Genomic DNA, 24,347 nt, shown 5'->3' on the forward strand with positions numbered 1-24,347 from the left:
CGTCCGAACATGTGACCGGAAGGATCGATATCGTGCGCAGACGACGTCTCGCGCCCCTGTTGGCCGTGAGTGTCACGGCAACGCTGGCTCCCGCGCTCGCCACCTCGACGGCCACCGCCGCTCCCGCCGCCACCCCGTCGACCGCCTCTTCGTCCGCCGCCGCCAAGGGCGCGCTGGACCGGTATGTGAAGCAGAAGCCGCGGTGGAAGCGCTGCGAAGCCGACGCTCCGGCGGAGTTGGAGTGCGCCACGATCAAAGTCCCGCTGGACTACCGGGTTCCCGGCGGCAAGCGGATCGACTTGGCGATATCCCGGCTGAAGAGCACCGCGCCCGGCAAGCGCCACGGCGTCCTGTTCTCCAACCCGGGCGGCCCCGGCGGGCCCGGGCTCTACATGCCGCTGGGACTGCGGGAGCGGCTCCCCCGGGCCGCACAGCAGAAGTACGACCTCATCGGTTTCGACCCGCGCGGTGTGGGGCGGAGCAGCCCGGTCTCCTGCGATCTGGAGCCGGAGGAGGAGAACTGGCTGCGGCCGTACAAGGAGGAGACGTTCGACAAGGACGTCTCCTGGGCACGCGACGTCGCGAGGAAGTGCGAGGAAAAGGCGGGCGACACACTCCCGCACATCACCACGCGCAACACCGCGCGCGACATGGATCTGCTCCGGGCGGTCCTCGGTGAGAAGAAGATCTCGTACCTGGGCTACTCGTACGGCACCTACCTGGGCGCCGTCTACACCCAGCTCTTCCCGGGGCGCGCCGACCGGTTCGTGCTGGACAGCGCGGTCGATCCGGCGCGCGCCTGGCGAGGGATGATCCAGTGGTGGGCGGAGGGCGCCGAGCCCGCGTTCGACCGGTGGACCGGGTGGGCCGCCGAGCGTTCGGAGAAGTACGGCCTCGGTGACACTCCGAAGGAGGTCGACCGGACCTTCTGGGGCCTGGTCGCGCAGGCCGACGAGAAGCCCATCGAGGTGGAGGGCCGCCCGACCACCGGCGACGACATCCGCAGCGGTATGCGCGGGGCGGTCTTCAGCCCGCGGGAAGCCACCGAGGCGATCGTGGAGCTGAAGAAGGCGGCGGACGGCCGGCCCGCCTCGGCGAAGAAGCTCGCGGCGTTCACCGGATCCGAAGGGACCGGGACGACAGGCGCCTCCGCCGATGCCGCCGAGGTGCCGTCCGACAACATGACGGCGAGCTTCTGGGCCGTGGTGTGCGGCGACAACTCGGCCGCGTGGTCCCGCGATCCCGAGACCTACCGGCAGGACGCCATCGAGGACAAGGGCCGTTACCCGCTCTACGGTGACTTCGCGTCCAGCATCAAGCCCTGTGCGTTCTGGGACAGGTCCGTGGAACCGGCGACCGAGGTGAACAACAAGGTCCGCTCCCTGGTCGTCCAGAACGAGTGGGACTCGCAGACCCCGTTGCCCAGCGGTCAGGCCCTGCACGCCGATCTGAAGGGCTCGAAAATGGTCACCGTCCTCGGCGGCGAGGGCCACGGCGTCTACCCGAACGGCAACGCGTGCACGGACGGCACGGTCACCGGCTACCTGCTCACCGGGAAGCTCCCGGCGAAGGACGTGACCTGCCAGGCGACGGCCGCCTCGAACGAGGAGACACGGAAGAACCAGCAGCGGGACGCGCTCCCCGGCTCTCCGCTCCCGGACCGGGCCCCGGACCGTTTCTGATCGGGGCCGCATGACCCATCGCGGCACGGCCTCTTGCCGCATGACCCCTTAGGGAAGGGGCGGGACCTCCTGGTGGGGTCCCGCCGAGGCCTCCCGGGAGTTACCCCGTGACCGGGGACTCGGCGGTGCAGCCGCCGGCGGTCACCAGGCCCTTGGCGCTCTGTTCCTCGAGCACCTTGCCCTTGTAGGTGATCTTGCACGCGACCTGGGCGCCTTCGGGGTCAGCGGCGACCGGCATGACCGCCGCGGGCATGATGCCGCGCAGCTTGACCGTCTTCTTCCAGGGCAGCTCGGGCTTCGACACCGACTCGATCTTCGGCTCCATGGCCTTGCCACCGCCGCCGTGGAACTCGATCGAGTCCACGTTCTTCCCCGTCACCTCGTAGGTGACCTCGTACGTCTCGTCCACGGCTTTGTCGACCTGGTCGACCGCCTCGGAACAGGAACTGAGGCCGAACGCGAGAGCGGCGACGGCGACGGAACAGACGGCCGCGCGGATGGAGCGGTGCATGGGGATCCCCCCGGATCGTGATGGTCGAGCCCGCAGCCAACCGCCAAGAGAAAGCAAAGTCAAACTGTTATACGGCCCGATGAATCGACTCCCAACGCGGTGTCAATTGTCCGGTCTCCAAAGGCGCGACATGCTGCCTGGATGCCCCTGAAGACGATCCCTCCGCTCTCCCGCCGCAGGCTGCTGCGTGCGCTCGGCTCCGGCGCAGTGCTCGGCGGACTCGCCGGGTGCGGTGTGCCGGCCGCGTATGTGCGCCCCGGCGACCGTGCCGCCGCCGATCTCTCGGCCACCGATCGACGGCTGATCTGGGCGAATTGGCCGTTGTACATCGACACCGACGACGAGAACCAGGCGCGGCGACCGACCCTGGAGGGCTTCGAGAGGCGCACGGGCGTGTCGGTGGACTACGTCGAGGAGATCAACGACAACGACGAGTTCTTCGGCAAGATCAGTCCCGCGCTGATGAACCATCAGTCCACCGGCCGCGATCTGATCGTCATCAGTGACTGGATGTGCGCGCGGTTCGTGCGGCTCGGCTGGGTGCAGGAGATGGACCGGACGCGGCAGCCGAACGTCACCGAGTATCTGGACCCGCAGTTGCGTTCGCCGGCCTTCGATCCCGGACGCAGGTGCACCGTGCCGTGGCAGTCCGGGATCACCGGGATCGCGTACAACCGGCGCAGGACCGGCCGGGAGATACGGCAGGTCTCCGATCTGTGGGCGAGCGACCTGAAGGGCCGGGTCACCCTGCTGTCCGGTGTGGACGAGGCGTTCGCGCTGCTGATGCAAGGCAACGGCGTCGACATCACCCGGTGGACGGCCGACGACTTCCACACGGTCTGCGACCAGGTGGAGGAACAGGTGGGCCGGGGACAGATCCGGCGCTTCACGGGCAACGACTACATCAAGGATCTGTCGAGCGGGGATGTACTGGCCTGTCAGGCGTACTCGGGCGATGTGATCCAGCTTCAGGCGGACGACCCGGACATCGAGTTCGTCGTCCCCGAAGGGGGCGCCGAGCTGTGGGCCGAGTCGCTGATGGTCCCCAACCTCGCCCGCCACAAGGCGAACGCCGAGCGGCTGATCGACTACTACTACGACCCCGAGGTCGCCGCCGAACTCGCCGCCTGGGTCAACTACGTCTGCCCGGTCCCGGCCGCCCAGGACGTCCTCGCCTCCGCCGAGGACAAGGAGACAGCCGCCCTCGCCGAGAACCCCCTGATCTTCCCGGACTCGGAGCTGCGCGGCCGGCTCGCCGTCGCGCGTGACATCACATCGACGGAGCGGGTGGAGTTCGGGAAGCGGTGGAACGGGATCACGGGGTTGTAGGGCGTGCCTGACCGAGTCCGGGTGCGGTCAGGACGCACATCAGACACGCCGGTCGGCTGCTTCCTGGGCGGGGCCGTTGGGGCCGGAGACGGCGCCGAGCTGGGACAGGCCGTCGAGAATGTCGGTGCAGGTCCAGTATTCGACGAACCGGCCGTCCCGGACACGCAGGATGTCGTTGCCGCTGAAGGAGATCTTCGTACCGATCGGGGCGGTGGCCTGAGGGATGCCCCCGGTGTAGGCGGCGCGCATGGTCCAGCGGGCGGAGAGCAGGTCGCCGTCGACGATCGGGCCGAGGTCGACGGTGATGGTGATGTCTCCGAAGGCGGCCATGGTCTGCTCGATCTCGGGCAGCAGGCGCTCGGGGCCGGTGGCGGCCTCGGAGTCGCTGCCGTCGGGACGTGCCTGGTGGACGACGAAGCCGGGGTCGAGGATCTCCTCGGCGTGGCTGAAGTCGCCGCGCCACATCTCGCTCCAGCGGCCGTAGAGGGCGCGCAGTTGCTCGGGGGTGTGGGTGGTGGTCATGAGTTCTCCCAGGGGTCGTGCTACAAATAGTCTGCACCACACATTATCTGCGTGACACACAGATTGAGCCGGGTCGGACGACTCCGTCGGGGCCCGGCGTGAGAGTGATTCCATGTCAAACCGAACCCGTGGGGAGCTGGTCGCGGCGGTCACCGCGGCGGCCCGGCGTCACCACGCCGCCTACACGCTGTTCAACCAGGCCATGGCCGAACACCTCGGCCTGCACCCCACCGACCTCCAGTGCGTGAGCCTGCTCGCCCTGGAAACCGGCCCTCGCACCACGGGACAGATCGCGGAGCTGACCGGGCTGACCTCCGGATCAGCCACCCGCCTGGTCGACCGCCTCCAGAAGGCCGGACTCGCCGAGCGTCATCCCGACGCGCATGACCGGCGCAAGATGCTCGTCTCCCTCACCACCGGCCGCACCCCCGAGATCGAAGCCGCCTGGGACACCCCCGGGAACGCCTTCGACCAGGCCCTGGACGACTTCACCGAGGACGAACTCACCGTCATCGAGCGGTACCTGAGACGCACCACCGACGTCGGCACCGAGCAGACCGCTCGCCTGCGCACCGGCTGACCCCGCTCACCCCGGGGTGATGGCTTTGAGCCAGTCCTCGACGGCGAGGACATCTGCCCACTGCGGGAACAGCTTCTCGGTGAGCATCGTGTGCACCTCGGGGTCGGTGTCGAGGCAGGCATCCGCCAGGACGGTGAGGCCGAAGTCCAGGTCGAGGGCGTGCCACAGAGTGGACAGCACCACAGCGCTGGTGGCGATGCCGGTGAGAACGAGACTGTCGATATCGCGAGCCCTGAGTACCAGGTCGAGGTCGCTGCCCGAGAAGGCGCTCCCCCGCCTCTTGGTCACCACCACGTCGCCCTGCTGGGGCGCGACGTCGTCATGGATCTCGGTGCCGGGGGCGCCCTCGGTGAACAGGCCGGCCCGCAGGACATTCGCCATCACCCTGTTGCGGGGGCTGACTTCCGGGTCGCCCGGCCGTAACCCCATCACCACGTAGATCACGGGGATCCCGGCGGCCCGGGCGCCGTCGATCGCCCTGCGCAGGCGCGGCAGATACCCAGAACCGTCGTCGGCGATGGCCACGACGTCCCGCTGGACGTCCATCACCAGAAGTGCGCTGCTCGCCATGCTCGCCGTCCTCCTTCGCTGGGAAACACGTCCAAGTCTGGTGGATCGTACGGTCGACGCCGATCTTCTTCAGGTACGGCAGCCCGGCCCGGCCGAGTTCGGCAATGAGGCCGGCGTCGAACTCAGAGGCATGACCGGCGAGTTCGGGAATCGTCCAGTGGTGCTCGACCGGGAATTCGTGGCGTCCGGCGACATCGAACCCGGCACGGGACGGTGCTTCGTGGTCTGACGCCCCGCCACAGCCGGATCACGGCATGGCCGGCCCGGAATCGCCGGTCGACAAGGCCTGTTCCGCCCAGATCGTCTTCCCGCGGCGGGCGTGGCGGGTGCCCCATCTCCGGCTGAGCTGGGCGACCAGGAGCAGGCCGCGGCCGCCTTCGTCGTAGGTGAGGGCGCGGCGGAGGTGCGGTGCCGTGCTGCTGGTGTCGGACACCTCGCAGATCAGGTTGCGGTCCAGGATCAGGCGCAGTTCGATGGGCGGCTCGGCGTAGCGGATGGCGTTGGTGATCAGTTCGCTGACGACGAGTTCGGTGACGAACGCGTCCTCCTCCAGGTTCCACTCCTGCAACTGCCGGGTGACGCTGCTCCGGATCCGCGCGACCTCGGACGGTTCCGTCGGTACGTCCCAGGTGGCCACATGGCCCGAGTCCAGGGCCTTCGTCCGGGCCAGCAGCAGCGCCACGTCGTCGGCCGCGCGGTCCGGGAGCAGGGCCTGCAGCACGTCGTCGCAGGTGCTCTCCAACGAGGATCCCGCCCGGGCCAGCGTCTTGAGCAGGTCGTCGACCCCCTGGTCGATGTCGCGCCCGCGCGCCTCGACGAGACCGTCGGTGTACAGCGCGAGCAGACTGCCTTCGGGCAGCTCGATCTCGGTCGCCTCGAACGGCAGGCCGCCGAGACCCAGAGGCGGCCCGGCCGGAAGGTCGAGCAGAAACGGTTCGCTGCCGGGGATGAGGAGCGCCGGCGCCGGATGGCCGGCGCGGGCCACGCAGCAGCGCCGGCTGACCGGGTCGTAGACGGCGTAGAGACAGGTGGCGCCGATGTCGGCGGCGCTGCCGGACGCGTCGTCCTCGCTTTCGGCCGACAGCCGGTCCACCAGATCGTCCAGGTGCGTCATGAGCTCGTCGGGCGGGAGGTCGACGTCCGCGAGGGTGCGCACGGTCGCGCGCAGCCGCCCCATGGAGGCCGAGGCCTGAATCCCGTGCCCTACGACATCGCCGACGACGAGGCCCACCCGGGCGCCGGAGAGCGGGATGACATCGAACCAGTCGCCGCCCACACCGGCCTGCGCGCTGGCCGGAAGATAGCGCGAGGCGGTCTCGACCGCGGGCTGCCGGGGATGCCCCTGCGGCAGCAGGCTGCTCTGCAGGGTCAGCGCGGTGGTGCGCTCCCGGGTGAAGCGGCGGGCGTTGTCGATGCTCAGCGCGGCCCGGGCGGTGATCTCCTGCGCCAGGAGCAGGTCGTCCTCCGTGAAGGGTTCCGGACTCCGGTGCCGGGTGAAGGTGGCCACGCCGAGCGTGATGCCGCGGGCCCGCATAGGCACCGCCAGGACCGAGTGGAAGCCGAAGCGACGTACCCGTTCCGCCCGCTCCGGGGCCTGGCTCTCCCACCTGGCCACCCCGGCCGGGGTCACCTCATGGATCCGGGGCTGCCCCGAGACGAGGACCTCGGCCGCCGGTGACACGTTCGGGTAGACCGCGACCGTACCCAGCGCCACCACGGCTTCGGGGCAGCCCGGCAGCACCGACTGGTTGGCCACCCGACGCAGCATGACCTCGCTGGGCAGGGTCATGGCGCGCAGTTCCTGGTCGTCCTCGATGTCGGGGAGCAGGTCCACGGTGACGAAGTCCGCCAGCTGCCCGACGGCGACGTCGGCCAGTTCCTGAGCGGTCTGGGTCAGGTCGAGGGTGGTGCCGATACGGACCCCGGCCTCGGCGACCAGGGCGAGGCGCTGCCGGGCCAGATGCTCCTCGGTCATGTTGTGGGCGGACAGGAGGACGCCCTGAATCATGCCGTCGGGGTCGTACACCGGCGCCAGCGTCACCGACCACAGACTCTCCCGCCGGTCGCCGGACAGTTGCAGGGCGGCCCGCCGGTGCTGTCGTTCGCCGGTCGCCAGGACCTGTCGCATCAGGTGCTCGGTGCGGTCGCTCTCCGCGTCGAGGACGATCTCCGACACCCGTAGCCCGCGCATCTCGGCTTCGGTGAGACCCATCACGCGTTCCATGTCCGCGTTGGCCCGCAGCAGCCGCAGCCGCGTGTCGTAGAGCGCCGTGGTGCACGGGGACTGGGTGAGTGACCATCCGAGCAGGCTGTCCTCGTCGACCTCCGCAAAGGAGCGGGCGACCGGTGAGACGAGAAGCCACTCATGGCCGCGGCCGTCGCCGGAGGGGCCCCGCTCACGGCGGTGGGCCAGCAGACTCACCCGGACGAGGCTGCCGTCCCTGTGGCGGAGGTTCACCGAGCCGTTCCACCGGCGCCGTCCCGTGAGGGAACGCAGCGTGCCGGTGGGCGGCTCGTCGGCGAGCAGCACGGCCGCGGGACGGCCGGTGACCTCCGGCTCCCGGTACCCCAGCAACCGTCGCGCGCCCTCGCTCCACCCGGTCAGCATGCCGTGTGCGTCCACGACCGCCCTGGCCGTTGCCGCCTCGCCGTCGGCCTGCACCGGCTCCGCCACGGGCTCGTCCCCGGTGCTTCCCGGTTGCGTCATCGCGCCATCCTGCCCAAAGCAGCACCGGCCCTTGATCGCTATGCACGGTATTGAGTGCAAACCAGGATAATTGAGTATTCATCCGTGGTCACCAGCTCGGCGGCTCTCCACGCTCACCGCCGCCATGCCGATCATGTGGCTCCGGGAAGCCCTAAGGGACTGTAAGGACTTGGCTCCCGGCATTGAGCGGGCCTGTTCGCGCCATCGACTCTGTGTGCTTCCGGGCCGCAGACAAGGGAGTTCCGATGGCCACACAGACCACCGCCGAGCGCGCGCGGAAACCGCGCCGCGACGAACGCAGGGTCGTCAGCAACATCATGCGCGGATCGATCGGCAATCTGATCGAGTGGTACGACTGGTACGCGTACACCGCCTTCAGCGTCTATTTCGCGTCCGTCTTCTTCCCCTCCGGCGACCAGACCGCCCAGCTGCTGAACACCGCCGCGGTGTTCGCCGTCGGCTTCCTGATGCGGCCGATCGGCGGCTGGGTCCTGGGCCGCTACGCCGACCGCCGTGGCCGCCGAGCGGCGCTGACGCTGTCGGTGACGCTGATGGCGGCCGGTTCCCTGATCGTCGCGCTGACCCCGTCGTACGGCTCGATCGGGGTCGCGGCTCCGATCCTCCTGGTCACCGCGCGGCTGTTGCAGGGGCTCTCGGTGGGAGGTGAGTACTCGACCTCCGCCACCTATATGTCCGAGGTGGCCACCCCCGGCCGCCGCGGCTACTACTCCAGCTTCCAGTACGTCACCCTCATCGCCGGCCAGCTGACCGCGCTCGGCCTTCAGATCGTGCTGCAGCAGGTGCTCAGCCCCGCGCAGATGGATTCCTGGGGCTGGCGGATCGCGTTCGTCGTCGGCGCCGCGGGGGCCGTGATCGTGCTGTGGCTGCGGCGCGGCATGGACGAGTCCGAGAGCTTCGAGCGCGCCGCGTCGGAGGGCGCGAAGGAGCCGGACGGCCCGGCCCGCGGCAGCCTGCGGCTGCTGCTGTCCTACCCGCGCCAGTGCCTGGTCGTCGTGGGGCTGACCATGGGCGGCACGCTGTTCTTCTACACGTACACGACGTACCTGCAGAAGTTCATGGTCAACACCAGCGGCATCGACAAGCCGACGGCTGCCTGGATCAACTTCTTCGCGCTGCTCGTGTTCGTCCTGCTCCAGCCGGTGATGGGTCTGCTCTCCGACCGGGTGGGGCGGCGTCCCCTGCTGATCGCGTTCGGGGCGCTGGGCACCGTGGTGGTGGTGCCCTCGCTCACGCTGCTGTCGCACACCAGCGACCCCGTGTACGCGTTCCTGCTGATGGTCGGGCCGCTGGCCGTCAGCTCGCTGTACACCTCGATCAGCGCGGTGGTGAAGGCGGAGCTGTTCCCGACCTCGATCCGGGCGCTCGGCGTCGGCCTGCCGTACGCGCTGACCGTGGCCGTGTTCGGCGGCACCGCCGAGTACATCGCCCTCTGGTTCAAGAAGGCCGGACACGAGAACTGGTACTTCTACTACGTGACCGCCTGTGTCCTGATCTCGCTGCTCGTCTACATTCGGATGCGCGAGACCTCCGACGCGTCGCCGCTGGACGAGGACGTGTCCCGGTCTCGCGACTGACGAGACGGGAGAGGAGGCGACCGTGCGGGTGCTGCTGGCCGAGGACGACGACGGTGTGGCGGGCGCGCTGACCGAGGCCCTGTACGACAACGGCCACGCGCCGGCCAGGGTCAGGCGCGGCGAGGACGTCCTCGCCCGCCACCGGCAGGCGGACCTGCTGCTGCTCGACCTCGGCCTGCCCGACCTGGACGGTCTGGAGGTGCTGCGCAAGCTGCGCGCGGTCAGCCCCCTGCCGGTGGTGGTGCTCACCGCGCGGGGCGACGAACGGTCGGTGGTGCGCGGCCTGCGGCTGGGCGCCGACGACTACCTGGTCAAGCCGGTCCGGCTGGCCGAGCTGCTGGCCCGTATCGAGGCCGTCACCCGCCGCGCCACGACACCCGCCGCCCCGGCGCCGCGCACCGTCCGCGTCGCCGACGTCGAGGTCGACCTCGACGCGCGCCGGGTGACGGTCGGCGGCGCGGAGGTACGGCTGACCACCAAGGAGTTCGAGGTGCTCGCCGCGCTGGCGGCCCGGGCCGGCACGGCGGTCAGCCGCCAGCAGCTGATGGACGAGGTGTGGGGCGACGCGTTCCTCGCCGTGTCCCGCTCGCTCGACGTGCACCTCACCCAGGTGCGGGCCAAGCTCGGCCGCCCCGAGGTACTGACCACCATCCGCGGCTTCGGCTACCGCTTCGGCGACTGAGCCGGTTCTCTCGGCAGGCCCTGTTCATGCGCACCCGCGTCCTCACCGTGGTCTTGGCCTTCGTGGTGCTCGCCGTGGCCGGCTTCGCCGTCCCGCTGCTGGCCGTCACCTCGGCGCAGCGCACCCAGCAGCTCGTCGCGGCGCGCACCGCCGACCTCGACCGCTTCGCCGGGCTGGCCGAGCAGGCCGCCGAGAGCGGCGACACCGGGGCACTCACCGCCGACGTGCGCCGCTACACCGAGCTGTACGGCGAGGCCGTCGTGGTCGTCGACGCCCGTCGCGCCCCGGTGGTGCAGACGGGTGGCCTGCGCGTCGCCGACCCGGCGGTCGCCCGGCTCGTGGACGCGGCGCTGCGCAACCAGCCCGTCTCCCCCGGCGGGACGCTGCGGCCCTGGTCGCGGGCCGACCGGCTGCTCGCCCGTCCCGTGGGCACCGGGACCAGGGTGTCCGGCGCGGTGGTGCTGCGGGCCTCGGTGCGGGTCGCGGCGGACGACATCGCCCTGCGCTGGGCGCTGGTCCTCGCCGGGGCCGGGCTGTTCGCCGTGGCCTGTGTGCTGCTCGCCCGCCGGGCCACGCGGTGGGTCGTACGGCCGCTGCACCGTCTCGACCGCGCGGTCGGCACCCTGGCCGCCGGGCTGCCGCCCGAGCACGCCCGGGCCGGCGGCCCGCCGGAGCTGCGGCAGCTGGCCACCGGCTTCAACCGCATGGCCGACGGGGTCACCACCGCGCTGGAACAGCAGCGCCGGCTCGTCGCCGACACCTCGCACCAGCTGCGCAACCCCCTGGCCGCCCTGCGGCTGCGCATCGACTCGCTCCAGCCCCATCTGCGCACCTCCGCGACCCGCACCTACACCGGGGTGACGTCCGAACTCGAACGCATGGAACTCCTCCTCGACGACCTGCTCACCCTGGCGAACGCCGAGCACCGGGCCGGCGAACTGGCCGTCACGGACACGCAGGAGTCCTGCTGCGACGCGGCGGCGGTCGCCGCGGCCCAGGCCCGGCTGTGGCAGCCGGTGGCCGAACAGGCCGGAGTCCGACTGGAGTTCGTCCCCGGCCCCGCCGTACTCATGGCCTGCCCGGAGGGAGAGCTGGCCCAGGTGGCCGACATCCTCTTCGACAACGCGATCAAGTACGCCGGGAGCGGTGCCCGCGTGGAGGCACGCTGCCTCGTCGAGGGCCCGGACGCGGTGCTCGAGGTGCGGGACGACGGGCCGGGCCTCGCGACCGGCGAACTCACCCGGGCGGGCACCCGCTTCTGGCGCTCGGAACGGCACCGCGAGGTACGCGGCAGCGGACTCGGTCTGGCGATCGCCGAGCGGCTGGTGGCCGGTCACACCGGACGCGTCGAGTTCACGGCGGCCCGACCGCACGGCCTGCGCGTGCGGGTCGTGCTCCCGAAGGGACACCCGGCATGACCGGCCCCACCCGCGCCACGACCCGCCGCACCGCCCTGCGCGCCGCGCTCGCCGCGGCGGGCACCGGCCTGCTCGCGGGCTCCGCGGTGGCCGACACACGGCGTGCGGACAGTGGCCCGCGGGGAGAGCTGCGGATCGCGACCGGCGAGACCGACGGCTTCTACACGGCCTTCGGCCGACTGCTCGCCGCACAGGTCACGGACGTCTACCCGCGGCTGTCCTGCGAGGTGGTCAACAGCGAGGGCAGCGTGGACAACATACGGCTGCTCCAGGCCCGCCGGGCCGACGTGGCGCCGGCCCTGTCGGACATCGCGTGGGCGGCGTACGGCGGCACCGCACCGTTCGGCCGCCGTGTCCCGCTGCGTGCGATCGGCCGGGTCTACGAGAACTACCTGCAACTGGCCGTGCGCTCCGACGCGCCCCTCCGCACGGTGGCCGACCTGGCGGGCCGCACCGTCTCGCTGGGCGCGGCGGCGTCCGGCGGTGCCGTGCTCGGCGACCGGCTGCTGCGGGTCGCGGGCCTGACCCCCGGCACCGACGTCCAGGTCCGGCATCTGCTGATGCCGGAGGCGGCGCGTGCGATGCGGGCCGGAACGATCGACGCCCTGCTGGTCGCCGGGGGCGTCCCGCTCCCCGTGCTGTCCTGGCTCGACCCGCGTCCCGGGGTCCGCCTGCTGCCCCTGACCGGTCTGCTGCCCCGGCTGCGCGCCGCCCTCGGTCCGGCGGGATCGGGCCTGGAGGCGGTGTCGGTGCCGGCCGGGGCGTACCGGAACTCCCCCGAAGTCCCCACCATCGGCGTCGCCAACCTCCTGCTCTGCCGCCCCGACCTCCCGGCCCCCGTCGCCGCCGCCCTGACCCACGTCCTGGTCCGCCGGGCCACCCGCCTCGTCCCCGCCCCGGCCCTCGGCACCCAGTTCCTCGACGCCCGCAGCCTGATCTCCACGGGCGCCGTACCCCTGCATCCCGGGGCGGTCGCCGCCTATCGCGAACTGCACGGGTAGGGCCTGTCCCTCGGCCGCCGGACGCGCGCGGGCTAGGATCCCGGCCATGGCCCTGACCATGAACGACGTGGACCGGTTCGAAGCTGCCAGGCCCCGCCTGGAGGCCATCGCCTACCGTCTCCTGGGTTCCGCGAGCGAGGCCGAGGACGCCGTGCAGGAGACCTTCCTGCGCTGGCAGGCCGCCGACATCGACCGCGTCGAGGTTCCCGAGGCCTGGCTGACGAAGGTGCTCACCAATCTCTGCCTCAACCAGCTCACCTCGGCCCGCGCGCGGCGCGAGACCTATGTGGGCCAGTGGCTTCCCGAGCCGGTGCTCGCCGGGGACCCCATGCTCGGCCCGGCCGACACCGCCGAACAGCGCGAATCGGTCTCGTACGCGGTCCTCGCCCTGCTGGAGCGCCTCTCCCCCAGCGAGCGGGCGGTGTACGTCCTGCGGGAGGCGTTCGCCTATCCGCACCGGGAGATCGCCGGGATCCTCGACATCACCGAGGCCGCCGCCCAGCAGATCTTCCACCGCGCGAAGAAGCACGTCGCGGACGGCAGGGCCCGCACCGAGGTCGACGAGGCCGCCGCCCGGCGGATCGTCGACGAGTTCCTCGCGGCCGCCACCAGTGGCCGGACCGAGCCGCTGGTGCGGCTGCTCACCCAGGACGCCATCTCGGTCGGCGACGGCGGCGGGAAGGTCCCGGCCCGCGCCAGGGCGTTCGAGGGTGCCCTCGCGGTGGCGAAGTTCATGCGGGGTCTGTTCAAGCCCGGCAAGGCCAAGCGCGACCTGGTCGGCGGATCGCCCGACGTCTACGCCACGACCGCCAACGGCGACCCGGCCCTGGTGGTGGTCCTCGACGGCCGGGTCATCGGCGTGATGTGTCTGGAGATCACCGCTGAGGGCATCGCCGCGTTCCGCAACCAGGTCAACCCCGACAAGCTCGAACGCGCGACCAGGCAGTGGGCGGCCACCGACCACGGCGATCCCCTGCTCACGGTCTTCTGACACCACCGACGATGATGTGATGTGCTTCACAACACGTTCCTGTCAGGAAACGACGGGCCGCCCGGTTCAAGGGGCGAATCCCGCTCACGACAGGAGCCCGAAATGCAGCACCGCATCGTCGTCCTCGGAGCCGGCTACACCGGAGCCATCGCCGCCGGCCGTCTCGCCAGGCGACTGCACCGTGAAGACGTCGCCATCACCCTCGTCAACGCCGAGCCCGACTTCGTCGAGCGGGTCCGGATGCATCAGCTCGCGGCCGGCCAGGATCTCAGGCCCCGGCCCTTCAGCGAGATGTTCGCGGGCACCGGCGTCGAGCTGAAGCTCGCGAAGGTCACCGGCGTCGACGTCGAGCGCAGGACCGTCGCCGTCGCGCACGGTCCCGGGGAGCCGGAGACCGAGGAGCTGGCGTACGACACCCTCGTGTACGCGCTCGGCAGCGGCTGGAGCGACCAGGGCGTCCCCGGGGTCGCCGAGCACGCCCACCAGATCGCCGGCCGCCCCGGGGCACTGCGGTTGCGCGAGCGCCTGGCCGGCCTGGACGCCGGAGAGTCCGTGGTCGTGGTGGGCGGTGGGCTCACCGGCCTGGAGGCCGCGACCGAGATCGCCGAGGCCCGCCCGGACCTCGACGTCGCCCTCGCCGCCCGCGGCGAACTCGGCGACCGGCTCTCGCCCAAGGGCCGCCGGCACCTGCGGAAGGTCTTCGGCAAGCTCGGCATCACCGTCCACGAGCACTCCTCCGTCACCGGCGTCGAGGCCGGCCGCGTCACCACCGCCGACGGCGAGCCGATCCCCGCCGCGGTCGCCGTGTGGACCACCGGCTTCGCCGTCCACCCGATCGCACAGGCCACCACCCTGGACGTCGACGACACCGGGCAGATCCTGGTCGACGGGACCATGCGCTCGATCTCGCACCCGGACGTGTACGCCATCGGCGACGCTGCCCTGGCCATGGGCCCCGGCGACAGGCCGCTGCGGATGTCCTGCGCCTCCGGCACCCCCATGGCGTGGCAGGCCGCCGACGCCATCGCGGCCCGTCTGACCGGCGGGAAGCTCCCGAACGTGCCGCTGCGCTACTTCAACCAGTGCATCTCGCTGGGCCGCAAGGAAGGCCTGATCCAGTACGTCACCGCCGACGACCGCGCCGTCCGGGCGGCCCTGACGGGCCGGTTCGCCGCCGTCTACAAGGAACTGGTCTGCAAGGGCGCGGCCTGGGGCGTCGCCAACCCGCTGCTCGGCCTGCCGACCCGCCGCCGCCACGTCGTTCGGCAGCCCGCCGGGGCGGATTCGCCGCTCAGGACGGCGGCCTGACTCGCCCGCAAGCCCGACGGCCTCACGCCCCGAGGCCGTCGAGCAGCAGGGCGAGCCCTCCCAGGAACTCCTGGTCCGCGCTGAGGTTCCGGGCGTCCCGCGCGGTCTTGGTCATGTGGGGGAACTCGGCGGGCGGCAGTTCGGTGATGGCCGTCGTCCCCGGGCCGGACAGGGGCCCGAGGTGTTCCAGCTGGATCGCCCCGATGATGTAGCCGAGCAGGGCGCGCAGGGCGACGACCCGGCGGTCGCCCTCGATCCCCGCCTCGGTGAGGACGGCGGTCACGGTCTCCGACCAGCGCAGCACTCCGAGGGAGTGGTGCCGGTGGGTGATGGTCAGGGGAACGACCGCCGGATGAGCGCCCACGGTGTCGCGCAGGCGCCGCGCCATGACCTCGATCCGCTCGCGCCATGACGCGCCGGGATCAGGGGTCTCGGCGTCCACGGCGTTCAGCACGAGTTCGACGACGAGCCGTTCGAGCTCCTCGCGGTCGTGCACGTACCGGTACAGCCCCATGGTGCTCATGCCGAGCTCCTGGGCGACGGCGCGCATCGACAGCCCGGGGAGCCCGTCGCGGTCGATGACGGCGAGGGCGGCCGAGGCGAGCTGATCGGGGGTGAGGGAACGGGGGCGCGGCATGACGGTTGACAGCGTACGGCATACGCTTACGCTGGTAGGCGTATGCCGTACGCCAACGGAGGGAACGTCCATGCGCCTGTCCCGAAGTCCGGTGGAGCCCGGGTCCACCGTGAAGGAACGCGGTCTCACCGCTGTCTCCGGCGACGAGGTCGCCGTCCCCGACCCCGACCGGCTGGTCCACCTCCAGTTCCGGCGGTTCGCCGGGTGCCCGGTCTGCAACCTGCATCTCCGGTCGGTGATTCGGCGGCACGGGGAGATCGAGGCCGCCGGTGTACGCGAGGTCGTGGTCTTCCACTCGCCCGCCGAGGAACTGTCGCCCCACACGACCGATCTCCCGTTCGCCGTCGTCGCCGACCCCACCAGGAGGCTGTACACGGAGTTCGGTGTGGAACGGTCGCCCCGCGCCCTGCTCAGCCCCCGGGCCTGGGGACCGATCGTCAGGGCGGTCCTCAGCGGTGTACGGGAGGTTGCCCGCGGGCGGGAGCACCTGCCCTCGACCAGCCCGCACGGCGGCCGGCTCGGCCTCCCCGCCGACTTCCTCATCGCACCCGACGGCCGCGTCCTCGCCGCCAAGTACGGCGCGCATGTCTACGACCAGTGGTCGGTCGACGAACTCCTGGAGTTGACGGCCCGCACACCCCGAACGAATCCCGCGGCCCCGTGACCGAGGGCCGCGGGTCCCCGGACAGCACCCGGTTCACAGCGACGCGTTCTCCGACGCCGTCGCCCAGGCGAATCCGTCCGGGTCGGTGAAGGTCCCGGCGTCGCTGTCGATCGTGAGCCGGTGCGAGCCGGTGCCGTCGGGTGAGATGCCGACGAGCTTGGCCAGGCCCCGGCGCTTGTAGAGCGCCAGCTTGACCGGATCCGATCCGGTGGCGAACTCGACGTACTTGCCGCCGAAGCTCTTCGCCACGGTGAGGCCGTGATCGACGTAGAACCCCTTGCTGGCCTTCACGTCCTCGACGCCGAGCAGGAGCACGATCTCGTCGATCTGCCGGGAGGCCGGGCCGGTGTTCTTCTTCGACGACGAGACCACCTGCCAGAGCGTCCCGTCGGGGGCCTGTACGACGCCCCCGTAGCCCCAGAGCGACTTGGCGGCGGGCTTCAGGGTCTGGGCACCGGCGTTGACGGCGGCGTCGACAAGGATGTCGACGTCCGCCGGCTGGGACATCACGAGCGACAGCGTGAATCCGCGGAAGCCGGAGGTGGGTGCCTCCGAGGCACGCAGGCGTACCTGTCCACCCAGGCCGAAGGCGGTGGTGTAGAAGCGTTCGGCGGCGGTGGGGTCGGACGCCTCGATGGTGACGGATGCGATGGAAGTCATGACGTCGACGCTAGAGCGGCTCCGGAAGCCACGCTTCTCGAATCCTGACCGGAACCGCGACCGGGCCCGGGAGCGGGCCGGGATCCCCGGCGTGCCGACGGCCCGGTCCGCGCCTACCGTGGGCCTGGCCAGCGCCGTCGCGGAGAGGAACGTCCCATGCCGGTCGCCCGGAGCCCCCTGCACGGCCGGACCGCCGTGGTGACCGGTGCGGCGCGCGGCCTCGGGGAGGCGATGGCCCGGGAGCTGTGCCGCCGGGGCGCGAGGGTGGCGCTGCTCGGCCGTGAGGAGCGGACGCTGGCCCGGGTGCGGGACAGCATTCGGGGCATGTCCGAGTGCTGGGAGGTCGATGTCACGGACGAGCGCGGGATGGCGCACGCCGCCGACGGGATCCGTGCGCGGTTCGGGCCGCCCTCGGTGGTGATCGCCAACGCGGGGGTCGCCGAGGGCGGACCGTTCGCCGAGGCCGATCTCGACGTATGGCGCCGGGTCGTCGAGGTGAACCTCGTCGGCAGTGCCGTCACCGCGCGGACGTTCCTGGCGGATCTCCTGGACACGCGGGGCTACTTCCTCCAGGTCGCGTCGCTCGCGTCCATCGGGGCGGCGCCGATGATGAGCGCCTACTGCGCGTCGAAGGCCGGGGTCGAGTCGTTCGCCCACGCGCTGCAGGCGGAGGTCGCCCATCAGCGGGTGGGCGTGGGCATCGCGTACATCAACTGGACGGACACGGACATGGTCCGCGACGCCGACGCGCACGCCGTGCTGCGGGAGTTGCGCGGCCACATGCCGCGGCCGGCGCGCAAGGTGTATCCCGTGCCGTACGTCGCCGGCCGGCTGGTCACGGCGGTCGAACGGCGCCGGCCCTCGGTCTACATGCCCCGTTGGCTGCGGTACACCCAGCTGGTGCGGGCCGCGATGCCGCCGGTCGTCACGCGGCTGTCGCGACGTGAGCTGCCGCGTCTCGCCGCCGACGAGCCGTTCAGGGCCACCGGCCTGCTCGGCGCCGGAGGCCGGGCCGACCAGGAGGCGGCCGGCGCCGACACTCCGCCCGGCTGAACGCCCGCTCGGCGGATGCGTGCATCCGCCGGCCCCGACGCGTCCGAAGTACTCGTGTGAGAGCGAATGCGGCCGGTCGCCCGCCCCGACAGGCGCGGTCCTGCCGCAGCGCCCATGATCGAGGGAGCGGGGCCGCAACGCCGGAGCGCACACGTGGAGGAGCCGATCGTGGAGACAGGCGGACAACGGGACGCACAGCCGCTGCACTGCCTGGTGACCGGGGCGTCCGGGTACATCGGCGGGCGTCTGGTTCCGGAACTGCTCCAGGCCGGCCACCGGGTCCGGTGCCTGGCCCGCTCCCCCGGCAAGCTTCGCGATCATCCCTGGGCGGGGCACGCCGAGACGGTCCGGGGGGATGTCACGGACGCCGATTCGGTCGCCGCCGCGATGCGCGGTGTCGACGTCGCGTACTACCTGGTGCACGCCCTGGGCACCGGTCCGGGCTTCGAGGAAACCGACCGGAAGGCGGCCCGGGTCTTCGCCGAGCAGGCGCGCGCCGCCGGTGTGCGGCGGATCGTCTATCTCGGCGGGCTCACACCGCAGGGCGTTCCCGAGGAGTCCCTCTCCCCGCATCTGCGGTCCAGGGCAGAGGTGGGACGCGTCTTCCTCGACGCGCCGGTGCCGGCCACCGTGTTGCGGGCGGCGGTCGTCATCGGCTCGGGGTCGGCGTCCTTCGAGATGCTGCGCTATCTGACCGAGCGGCTGCCGGTCATGGTCACGCCCAGCTGGGTGCACACCCGGACCCAGCCGATCGGCGTGCGGGACGTGCTGCGGTACCTGGTCGGTTCGGCCTCGATGCCGGATGACGTCGACCGCGCGTTCGACATCGGCGGACCGGATGTCCTCACCTACCGGGACATGATGGACCGGTACGCCGGGGTGGCCGGGCTGCGGCGCAGGCTCATCGCGCCGGTGCCGGTGCTCACCCCGAGGCTGTCCAGCCACTGGGTCGGCCTGGTCACCCCGGTGCCCGCCGCCCTCGCCCGGCCGCTGACGGAGTCGCTGCGCCACGAGGTCGTGTGCCGCGAGCACGACATCGCCCGGTACGTGCCCGACCTTCCGGGCCGGCCGCTGCCGTTCGACGCGGCGCTGGCACTGGCGTTGCGCAAGGTGCGGGAGGCGCAGGTCGTCACCCGCTGGTCGTCCGCCGCCGTGCCCGGGGCGCCCAGCGATCCCCTGCCCACCGACCCGGACTGGGCGGGCGGCAGCCTCTACGAGGACGAGCGGCACCTCCCGGTGGACGCGTCCCGGGAGTCGCTGTGGAAGGTGATCGAGGGCATCGGCGGCGACAACGGCTGGTACTCCTTCCCGCTCGCCTGGACGGTCCGGGGCTGGCTGGACCGCTTCGTCGGCGGTGTCGGCCTGCGCCGCGGACGACGGGACGCGGAGCGCCTGCGGGCCGGCGACTCACTGGACTTCTGGCGGGTCGAGGAGATCGAGCCGAGCCGGCTGCTGCGGCTGCGGGCGGAGATGCGCCTGCCCGGACTGGCGTGGCTGGAGATGTACGCGGAGACGGACGACGCGGGCCGTACGCGCTACCGGCAGCGCGCCCTCTTCCATCCCCGGGGACTGCTGGGGCACGCCTACTGGTGGTCCCTCTCCCCGTTCCACGCCGTCGTCTTCGGCGGCATGGCCCGCAACATCACCCAGGCCGCCGCCAAGGGCATGAGCGCGCGCCGGGCCGGCCCGCGCCCCGGCCGCATCCGGACCGCCCGCCGCGACCGAAGAGTCAGGCAGTAGAGATCCACACCGCACCCTCAGGAGCATCGCCATGACCGTCGCGGTCGTCTTGTTCACCTCGGATCTGCGGGTGCACGACCATCCGCCGCTGCGCGCAGCACTGGCGTGGGCGGACGAGGTGGTGCCGCTCTTCGTCCGCGACCCCGGTGTCCACGCCGCGGGCTTCGACGTGCCCAACCGCGCCGCCTTCCTCGCCGACTGCCTGGCCGACCTCGACGCCTCGCTGCGTCGGTGCGGCGGGCGGCTCGTCGTGCGCAAGGGCCCGGTCGTCCAGGAGGTCTGCGCGGTGGCCGCGGAGTGCGGGGCGACGGAGGTGCACCTTTCGGCGGGCGTCACCGGCTACGCCCACCGGCGGGAGGAGCAGTTGCGGGACGCGCTGCGCGGGCAGGGCGTGGCGCTGCACGTGCACGACAGCGTGATCACGGCCGTGGCGCCCGGCGCCGTGACGCCCGCGGGCAACGACCACTTCGCCGTGTTCACCCCCTACTTCCGCCGCTGGTCGCGGGAGCGGCTGAGGGACGTCTGCCCCGCGCCGCGCGTCGTGCGCGTCCCCGACGCCGTGCAGGGCGAGCCGCTGCCCTCCCGGGACGAGCTGTCCGGCATCTCGCCGGGTCTGCCCACCGGGGGCGAGGCACCGGGACGCGACCGGTTCACCCGCTGGGTGCGGAGCGGCCTGTCCGAGTACGAGGACCGGCATGACGACCTGGCGGGCGACGCGACCTCCAGGCTCTCGCCGTATCTGCACTTCGGTGCCCTGTCGCCGGTGGAGCTGGTCCAGCGGGCCCGGGAGCGCGGCGGGCCCGGGGCCGAGGCGTTCGTACGGCAGTTGTGCTGGCGCGACTTCCACCACCAGGTGCTGGCGGCGCGCCCCGACGCCTCCGGCCAGGACTACCGGACGCGGCACGACCGGTGGCGGTCCGAGGACGAGGCCGCCGAGGACATCGCCGCGTGGCGGGAGGGCCGCACCGGCTATCCGGTCGTCGACGCGGCCATGCGTCAGCTGCGCCACGAGGGCTGGATGCACAACCGGGCGCGGCTGCTGGTGGCGAGTTTCCTGGTCAAGACGCTGTACGTGGACTGGCGGATCGGCGCCCGGCACTTCCTGGACCTGCTGGTGGACGGCGACATCGTCAACAACCAGCTCAACTGGCAGTGGGTCGCCGGGACCGGCACCGACACCCGCCCCCACCGCGTCCTCAACCCGGTCGTCCAGGGCAAACGCTTCGACGCGACGGGCGGATACGTACGGCGGTGGGTGCCGGAGCTGCGGGACGTGCCCGATGCCCGCATCCATGAGCCCTGGCGGCTGCCCGAAGAGGAACGGGAGCGGGTGGACTACCCGCGGCCGCTGATCGATCTCGGCGAGGGCCTCGCACGGTTCAAGCACGCGCGCGGCCGGGACTGACGGCGGGAGCGCCGCATGCACTGGCTCTTCGGTGATCAGCTGGGTCCGCATTTCCTGCGGCCGTCCGAGGACAGCGGCCTCGCCCGTGACACGCCACTGCTGATGATCGAGGCGAGGTCGGTGTTCCGGCGCCGGCGCTTCCACCGTGCCAAGGCACACCTGGTCCTGTCCGCCATGCGCCACCGGGCGGCCGAACTCGGCGACCGCGTCACCTATGTGCGCGGTGACACCTACCGGGAAGGGCTCGCCCGGGCGGCGCGCGGCCGGGCCCTGACGGTGCACCATCCGACCTCGTACGCCGCGCTGCGGCTGGTGCGCTCGCTGCCGCGGGTCACGCCGGGCCCGGCACGCGGATTCCTGGTGCCGATGGACGCCTTCGCGGAGTGGGCGGACGGTCAGGGCGGCAGGAGCGTGCGTCAGGAGGACTTCTACCGCTGGGTCCGGCGCGGACACGACCTGCTGATGGACGGCGACCGGCCCGCGGGAGGCCGGTGGAACCTCGATCACGACAACCGGCGGCCACCGCCCCGTGACGCGACCGCCCTGCCGGTCGACCGGCCCTACCGGCCGCGCGAGGACGACATCGACGAGCAGGTCCGCCACGACCTCGACCGCTGGGAGAAGGACGGCGACGTGCGCTTCGTCGGACGGGACGGGCCACGCCTGTTCCCCGCGACCCGCGCCGAGGCCCGGGCGGCGCTGCGGCGCTTCGTCGAGCGCCGGCTCACCGCCTTCGGCCCGTACGAGGACGCCATGCTCGCCGCAGACCCCGTCATGAGCCACAGCCTGCTGTCGTCCTCGCTCAACCTGGGCCTGCTCGACCCCGCCGAGTGCGTCGAGCAGGCCGAAGCGGCGTGGCGTGAGGGGCGGGCGCCGCTGAACAGCGTGGAGGGCTTCGTCCGGCAGATCGCCGGCTGGCGCGAGTACGTGTGGCAGCTGTACTGGTACTTCGGCGAGGACTACCGGAACTCCAACGCGCTGCGCCACACGGGCCCGTTGCCGCAGTGGTGGAACGAACTGGACGCGGACGACGTGGACGCGCGCTGTCTGCGCACGGTGCTGTCCCAGGTACGCGACACGGGATGGACCCACCACATCCCCCGGCTGATGATCCTCGGAAGCTACGCGCTCCAGCGGGGCTGGGACCCGGCCGCGGTCACGGACTGGTTCCACCGCTGCTTCGTCGACGGCTACGACTGGGTGATGGTGCCCAATGTCGTCGGCATGTCCCAGTACGCCGACGGCGGCCGTATGACCACCAAGCCGTACACGTCCGGCGGTGCCTATGTGAACCGGATGAGCGACCTGTGCGGCACGTGCGTCCACCGGCCCGCGGACCGGACCGGCGCCCACGCCTGCCCCTACACCGCGGGGTACTGGGCCTTCCTCGACCGGCACCGCTCCGCACTGGAGCGCAACCACCGCATGGCCCGGGCCGTGCGCGGCCTGGACCGGCTCGCCGACCTCGCCGACGTGCGACGCCAGGAGCGGGCCCGGGGCGACTCACCGCCCTGACACGACCGACTCCACCACCGCGAGGGCCTCGGCCAGGCCGGGGGGATGGGGCAGTCCGGCGAGGGTCTGGCCGGCCCAGCCCGGGCCGAGGGTCAGGACGAGCGGCTTCCTGCGGGCACCGCGCACCCCCCAGCGCATCGCCGCCACGTGCTGAGCCAGGGGCCGGCTGGCCGTGGTGCGGGACTGCGCCCACAGGCCCACCGCGGCCGGTCCGGTCCGGCGCACCGCCGCGACGACCGATTCGACGGGCAGCGCGGCACCGAACATGCGTACCGGCAGACCGCGTTCGGACAGCGCGGCGGTCAGCACCTCCAGCGGCAGGGTGTGGTTCTCCCCCGGTACGCAGGCGAGCACCGTGGTGATGCCCGGGCCGTCGGCGGTCACCGGTGGTGTGCTGCGCCGCAGCGCCCCGGAGACGTGCCACGACAGGAAGTGCTCCACCTCGACGTACTTCTCGCCCGAGCTCTCCCACTTGCGGCCGGTCGCCTGCAGGGTCGGCATGATCACCTCCGTCCAGGCGGTGACCAGTCCATGGTCGGCGATCGCCGCCAGCAGCAGTTCGTCCAGCGCGGCGGCGTCGAGGCGCAGGGCGGCACGGGCGATCCCCCTCGACTCCTGCCGCACGTCGCCGAGTCGCATACCGCTCCCGGCCCGGCTGCGGCCTCGGGACGGCGGTCGCGACGGTGGCAGCGGTGGCCGGGTGCGCGGGGCCGCGTCCGGCGGCGCGGCGCCGAGTGCGATGCGCGCCGCCTCGGCAGGGGGCAGCCCGGTCGCCGTCAGGGCGCACATCCGCTCCAGTCGGGCCACGTCCGCGGCGGTCCAGCGCCGGTGCCTGCCGCCGGTGTGCGCGTCGGGGCCGATGCCGTAGCGGCGGTCCCAGGAACGGACCGTGGTGGGCGCCACCCCGAAGCGTCTCGCCACCTCTCCGGTGGTGAGCCCGCCGCTCCCCGGGTCCTCGTCGTGCCGGCCGTCGCCGTCGACTCTGCTCACAGAGCCCACTGTACGACGCACAAACGACGCATGTTGCCTGCGTCGTTTGTGCGTCACAACACTGGGACGCGTGCGGACTGCCGCACCTCGCGCATGGCAGGAGGAACCAGGCCATGACCATCGACACCCTTGAAGAAACCAGGTACGAGGACGAACTGGCCCAGGGATTCCGTGCCGCCGACGAGGACGCCTTCGCCGCGGTCTACCGGCGCTGGGCCCCCTTGGTCCACACCATGGCCACCCGGTCGCTCGGCGACACGCACGAGGCCGACGACGTCACCCAGCAGGTGTTCCTCGGTGCCTGGCGTGGCCAGGCCGGCTTCCGCCCGGAGCGGGGCCCGCTGGGCGCCTGGCTCGTGGGCATCACCCGTCGCAAGATCGTCGACGCGCTGGCCGCCCGGAGCAGACGGCTGGCTCTCGCCGACTCGCTCTCCCATACCGACGACACGCTCGGACGGGACGAGTCGGCGGCGGAGGACGTCCTGGACCGGGTTCTGCTGGTGAACGAGTTGTCCTCGCTGCCCTGGCACCAGCGGCACGTGCTGTGTCTGGCCTTCTACGAGGACCTGACCCAGGCTCAGATCGCGGAACGGACGGGCATGCCCCTCGGCACGGTGAAGAGTCACGCCCGCCGTGGCCTGCAGCGTCTGCGCAGGGCGATCGAACCGGGCCAGGTCCGCTGGACGGGCGTCTAAGCGCGCCGCCGAACCCACCCGCGAAGACCGCCGAAGCCACCGAAGCCACCGAAGCCACCGAAGCCACCGAAGCCACCGACGAAAGGTGCATT

General features: G+C 72.0%; 23 protein-coding genes. 16 read left to right on the forward strand and 7 right to left on the reverse strand.

Annotated features, from left to right (window positions below; genetic code table 11):
• The first annotated feature begins 32 nt into the window (after nucleotides 1-32).
• Nucleotides 33-1,682 carry an alpha/beta hydrolase gene (locus ACIBK5_RS03775; RefSeq protein ID WP_399015773.1) on the forward strand — a complete coding sequence of 550 codons (1,650 nt, stop codon included), beginning with the start codon at nucleotides 33-35 and terminating at the stop codon, nucleotides 1,680-1,682.
• Between the two features lie 100 nt (nucleotides 1,683-1,782).
• Here the strand turns inward: ACIBK5_RS03775 and ACIBK5_RS03780 are convergent, their stop codons facing one another.
• The gene (locus ACIBK5_RS03780) at nucleotides 1,783-2,193 is read right to left on the reverse strand and encodes an MmpS family transport accessory protein (protein WP_399015776.1); all 411 of its coding nucleotides are present in this window, start codon (nucleotides 2,191-2,193) and stop codon (nucleotides 1,783-1,785) included.
• Nucleotides 2,194-2,334: 141 nt separating this feature from the next.
• On the opposite strand from ACIBK5_RS03780, the gene ACIBK5_RS03785 reads away from it, so the two are divergent.
• Nucleotides 2,335-3,522, forward strand: coding sequence for a spermidine/putrescine ABC transporter substrate-binding protein (locus ACIBK5_RS03785; protein ID WP_399015778.1), 1,188 nt, complete (start codon nucleotides 2,335-2,337; stop codon nucleotides 3,520-3,522).
• Nucleotides 3,523-3,561: 39 nt separating this feature from the next.
• On the opposite strand, the gene ACIBK5_RS03790 is transcribed toward ACIBK5_RS03785, so the two are convergent.
• Entirely contained in the window at nucleotides 3,562-4,044 is a 483-nt protein-coding gene (locus ACIBK5_RS03790) for an ester cyclase (protein ID WP_399015780.1), read from the reverse strand.
• Between the two features lie 112 nt (nucleotides 4,045-4,156).
• Here ACIBK5_RS03790 and ACIBK5_RS03795 point away from each other — a divergent pair, with 112 nt between their 5' ends.
• Nucleotides 4,157-4,624 carry a MarR family winged helix-turn-helix transcriptional regulator gene (locus ACIBK5_RS03795; RefSeq protein WP_399015782.1) on the forward strand — a complete coding sequence of 156 codons (468 nt, stop codon included), beginning with the start codon at nucleotides 4,157-4,159 and terminating at the stop codon, nucleotides 4,622-4,624.
• Between the two features lie 6 nt (nucleotides 4,625-4,630).
• Here the strand turns inward: ACIBK5_RS03795 and ACIBK5_RS03800 are convergent, their stop codons facing one another.
• Nucleotides 4,631-5,194 carry a cysteine hydrolase family protein gene (locus ACIBK5_RS03800; RefSeq protein WP_399015784.1) on the reverse strand — a complete coding sequence of 188 codons (564 nt, stop codon included), beginning with the start codon at nucleotides 5,192-5,194 and terminating at the stop codon, nucleotides 4,631-4,633.
• Between ACIBK5_RS03800 and ACIBK5_RS03805 the strand changes: the two genes are divergently transcribed.
• Nucleotides 5,193-5,423: a hypothetical protein gene (locus ACIBK5_RS03805; protein WP_399015786.1), complete on the forward strand. Its 231-nt coding sequence runs from the start codon at nucleotides 5,193-5,195 to the stop codon at nucleotides 5,421-5,423. The two genes, ACIBK5_RS03800 and ACIBK5_RS03805, sit on opposite strands and share 2 nt — an antisense overlap.
• Nucleotides 5,424-5,441: 18 nt before the next feature.
• Here the strand turns inward: ACIBK5_RS03805 and ACIBK5_RS03810 are convergent, their stop codons facing one another.
• Entirely contained in the window at nucleotides 5,442-7,901 is a 2,460-nt protein-coding gene (locus ACIBK5_RS03810; RefSeq protein WP_399015788.1) for a SpoIIE family protein phosphatase, read from the reverse strand.
• A gap of 245 nt (nucleotides 7,902-8,146) precedes the next feature.
• Here ACIBK5_RS03810 and ACIBK5_RS03815 point away from each other — a divergent pair, with 245 nt between their 5' ends.
• The 6 genes from ACIBK5_RS03815 to ACIBK5_RS03840 all read left to right on the forward strand — a co-directional run bounded on the left by ACIBK5_RS03815 (nucleotide 8,147) and on the right by ACIBK5_RS03840 (nucleotide 14,896).
• Nucleotides 8,147-9,496: an MFS transporter gene (locus ACIBK5_RS03815; protein ID WP_399015790.1), complete on the forward strand. Its 1,350-nt coding sequence runs from the start codon at nucleotides 8,147-8,149 to the stop codon at nucleotides 9,494-9,496.
• Between the two features lie 22 nt (nucleotides 9,497-9,518).
• Complete coding sequence (locus tag ACIBK5_RS03820) at nucleotides 9,519-10,178, forward strand: response regulator transcription factor (protein WP_399015792.1); 660 nt, start codon at nucleotides 9,519-9,521, stop codon at nucleotides 10,176-10,178.
• A 26-nt stretch (nucleotides 10,179-10,204) separates the two neighbouring features.
• Entirely contained in the window at nucleotides 10,205-11,596 is a 1,392-nt protein-coding gene (locus ACIBK5_RS03825) for a sensor histidine kinase (protein WP_399015794.1), read from the forward strand.
• Complete coding sequence (locus ACIBK5_RS03830; protein ID WP_399015796.1) at nucleotides 11,593-12,597, forward strand: TAXI family TRAP transporter solute-binding subunit; 1,005 nt, start codon at nucleotides 11,593-11,595, stop codon at nucleotides 12,595-12,597. The genes ACIBK5_RS03825 and ACIBK5_RS03830 overlap by 4 nt, the downstream gene beginning before the upstream one ends.
• Before the next feature lie 46 nt (nucleotides 12,598-12,643).
• Nucleotides 12,644-13,588: an RNA polymerase sigma-70 factor gene (locus tag ACIBK5_RS03835; protein ID WP_399015798.1), complete on the forward strand. Its 945-nt coding sequence runs from the start codon at nucleotides 12,644-12,646 to the stop codon at nucleotides 13,586-13,588.
• A gap of 102 nt (nucleotides 13,589-13,690) precedes the next feature.
• A complete protein-coding gene (locus tag ACIBK5_RS03840) occupies nucleotides 13,691-14,896 on the forward strand; it encodes an NAD(P)/FAD-dependent oxidoreductase (RefSeq protein WP_399015800.1) in 1,206 nt (401 codons plus the stop codon).
• Between the two features lie 22 nt (nucleotides 14,897-14,918).
• Here ACIBK5_RS03840 and ACIBK5_RS03845 read toward each other — a convergent pair whose 3' ends face one another.
• Complete coding sequence (locus ACIBK5_RS03845; RefSeq protein ID WP_399015802.1) at nucleotides 14,919-15,533, reverse strand: TetR/AcrR family transcriptional regulator; 615 nt, start codon at nucleotides 15,531-15,533, stop codon at nucleotides 14,919-14,921.
• Nucleotides 15,534-15,603: 70 nt separating this feature from the next.
• Here ACIBK5_RS03845 and ACIBK5_RS03850 point away from each other — a divergent pair, with 70 nt between their 5' ends.
• Nucleotides 15,604-16,197 (forward strand): peroxiredoxin-like family protein, encoded by a 594-nt coding sequence (locus tag ACIBK5_RS03850; RefSeq protein ID WP_399015804.1) that lies wholly within the window; start codon nucleotides 15,604-15,606, stop codon nucleotides 16,195-16,197.
• Nucleotides 16,198-16,230: 33 nt separating this feature from the next.
• On the opposite strand, the gene ACIBK5_RS03855 is transcribed toward ACIBK5_RS03850, so the two are convergent.
• On the reverse strand, nucleotides 16,231-16,857 hold the full coding sequence (locus ACIBK5_RS03855) for a glyoxalase (protein WP_399015806.1): 627 nt from the start codon (nucleotides 16,855-16,857) through the stop codon (nucleotides 16,231-16,233).
• 156 nt (nucleotides 16,858-17,013) lie between these two features.
• Here ACIBK5_RS03855 and ACIBK5_RS03860 point away from each other — a divergent pair, with 156 nt between their 5' ends.
• The 4 genes from ACIBK5_RS03860 to ACIBK5_RS03875 all read left to right on the forward strand — a co-directional run bounded on the left by ACIBK5_RS03860 (nucleotide 17,014) and on the right by ACIBK5_RS03875 (nucleotide 22,570).
• Nucleotides 17,014-17,910, forward strand: a complete 897-nt coding sequence (locus ACIBK5_RS03860) for an SDR family oxidoreductase (protein ID WP_399015808.1) — start codon at nucleotides 17,014-17,016, stop codon at nucleotides 17,908-17,910.
• A 168-nt stretch (nucleotides 17,911-18,078) separates the two neighbouring features.
• Nucleotides 18,079-19,650 (forward strand): SDR family oxidoreductase, encoded by a 1,572-nt coding sequence (locus ACIBK5_RS03865; RefSeq protein ID WP_399015810.1) that lies wholly within the window; start codon nucleotides 18,079-18,081, stop codon nucleotides 19,648-19,650.
• Nucleotides 19,651-19,681: 31 nt separating this feature from the next.
• Complete coding sequence (locus tag ACIBK5_RS03870; RefSeq protein ID WP_399015812.1) at nucleotides 19,682-21,055, forward strand: cryptochrome/photolyase family protein; 1,374 nt, start codon at nucleotides 19,682-19,684, stop codon at nucleotides 21,053-21,055.
• 15 nt (nucleotides 21,056-21,070) lie between these two features.
• Nucleotides 21,071-22,570: a cryptochrome/photolyase family protein gene (locus ACIBK5_RS03875; RefSeq protein WP_399015813.1), complete on the forward strand. Its 1,500-nt coding sequence runs from the start codon at nucleotides 21,071-21,073 to the stop codon at nucleotides 22,568-22,570.
• Here ACIBK5_RS03875 and ACIBK5_RS03880 read toward each other — a convergent pair.
• Nucleotides 22,559-23,560, reverse strand: a complete 1,002-nt coding sequence (locus tag ACIBK5_RS03880; protein WP_399015815.1) for a MerR family transcriptional regulator — start codon at nucleotides 23,558-23,560, stop codon at nucleotides 22,559-22,561. The genes ACIBK5_RS03875 and ACIBK5_RS03880 overlap by 12 nt on opposite strands.
• A 113-nt stretch (nucleotides 23,561-23,673) precedes the next feature.
• On the opposite strand from ACIBK5_RS03880, the gene ACIBK5_RS03885 reads away from it, so the two are divergent.
• The gene (locus tag ACIBK5_RS03885; RefSeq protein ID WP_399015817.1) at nucleotides 23,674-24,255 is read left to right on the forward strand and encodes an RNA polymerase sigma factor; all 582 of its coding nucleotides are present in this window, start codon (nucleotides 23,674-23,676) and stop codon (nucleotides 24,253-24,255) included.
• The last annotated feature ends 92 nt before the right edge of the window (nucleotides 24,256-24,347 follow it).

Origin of the sequence: Streptomyces sp. NPDC050546 (genome assembly GCF_044457425.1) — a bacterium.
In the GTDB taxonomy this organism is placed as follows: Bacteria; Actinomycetota; Actinomycetes; order Streptomycetales; family Streptomycetaceae; genus Streptomyces.

Excerpts from the sequence above, each read along its gene's own strand:
- ACIBK5_RS03800 (WP_399015784.1), bottom strand. The coding sequence starts at position 5,194 with ATGGCGAGCAGCGCACTTCTGGTGATGGACGTCCAGCGGGACGTCGTG.
- ACIBK5_RS03875 (WP_399015813.1), top strand. The coding sequence starts at position 21,071 with ATGCACTGGCTCTTCGGTGATCAGCTGGGTCCGCATTTCCTGCGGCCG.
- ACIBK5_RS03790 (WP_399015780.1), bottom strand. The coding sequence starts at position 4,044 with ATGACCACCACCCACACCCCCGAGCAACTGCGCGCCCTCTACGGCCGC.
- ACIBK5_RS03810 (WP_399015788.1), bottom strand. The coding sequence starts at position 7,901 with ATGACGCAACCGGGAAGCACCGGGGACGAGCCCGTGGCGGAGCCGGTG.
- ACIBK5_RS03835 (WP_399015798.1), top strand. The coding sequence starts at position 12,644 with ATGGCCCTGACCATGAACGACGTGGACCGGTTCGAAGCTGCCAGGCCC.
- ACIBK5_RS03785 (WP_399015778.1), top strand. The coding sequence starts at position 2,335 with ATGCCCCTGAAGACGATCCCTCCGCTCTCCCGCCGCAGGCTGCTGCGT.
- ACIBK5_RS03780 (WP_399015776.1), bottom strand. The coding sequence starts at position 2,193 with ATGCACCGCTCCATCCGCGCGGCCGTCTGTTCCGTCGCCGTCGCCGCT.
- ACIBK5_RS03840 (WP_399015800.1), top strand. The coding sequence starts at position 13,691 with ATGCAGCACCGCATCGTCGTCCTCGGAGCCGGCTACACCGGAGCCATC.
- ACIBK5_RS03830 (WP_399015796.1), top strand. The coding sequence starts at position 11,593 with ATGACCGGCCCCACCCGCGCCACGACCCGCCGCACCGCCCTGCGCGCC.
- ACIBK5_RS03860 (WP_399015808.1), top strand. The coding sequence starts at position 17,014 with ATGCCGGTCGCCCGGAGCCCCCTGCACGGCCGGACCGCCGTGGTGACC.
- ACIBK5_RS03795 (WP_399015782.1), top strand. The coding sequence starts at position 4,157 with ATGTCAAACCGAACCCGTGGGGAGCTGGTCGCGGCGGTCACCGCGGCG.
- ACIBK5_RS03815 (WP_399015790.1), top strand. The coding sequence starts at position 8,147 with ATGGCCACACAGACCACCGCCGAGCGCGCGCGGAAACCGCGCCGCGAC.
- ACIBK5_RS03850 (WP_399015804.1), top strand. The coding sequence starts at position 15,604 with ATGCGCCTGTCCCGAAGTCCGGTGGAGCCCGGGTCCACCGTGAAGGAA.
- ACIBK5_RS03870 (WP_399015812.1), top strand. The coding sequence starts at position 19,682 with ATGACCGTCGCGGTCGTCTTGTTCACCTCGGATCTGCGGGTGCACGAC.
- ACIBK5_RS03855 (WP_399015806.1), bottom strand. The coding sequence starts at position 16,857 with ATGACTTCCATCGCATCCGTCACCATCGAGGCGTCCGACCCCACCGCC.
- ACIBK5_RS03885 (WP_399015817.1), top strand. The coding sequence starts at position 23,674 with ATGACCATCGACACCCTTGAAGAAACCAGGTACGAGGACGAACTGGCC.
- ACIBK5_RS03845 (WP_399015802.1), bottom strand. The coding sequence starts at position 15,533 with ATGCCGCGCCCCCGTTCCCTCACCCCCGATCAGCTCGCCTCGGCCGCC.
- ACIBK5_RS03825 (WP_399015794.1), top strand. The coding sequence starts at position 10,205 with ATGCGCACCCGCGTCCTCACCGTGGTCTTGGCCTTCGTGGTGCTCGCC.
- ACIBK5_RS03805 (WP_399015786.1), top strand. The coding sequence starts at position 5,193 with ATGCTCGCCGTCCTCCTTCGCTGGGAAACACGTCCAAGTCTGGTGGAT.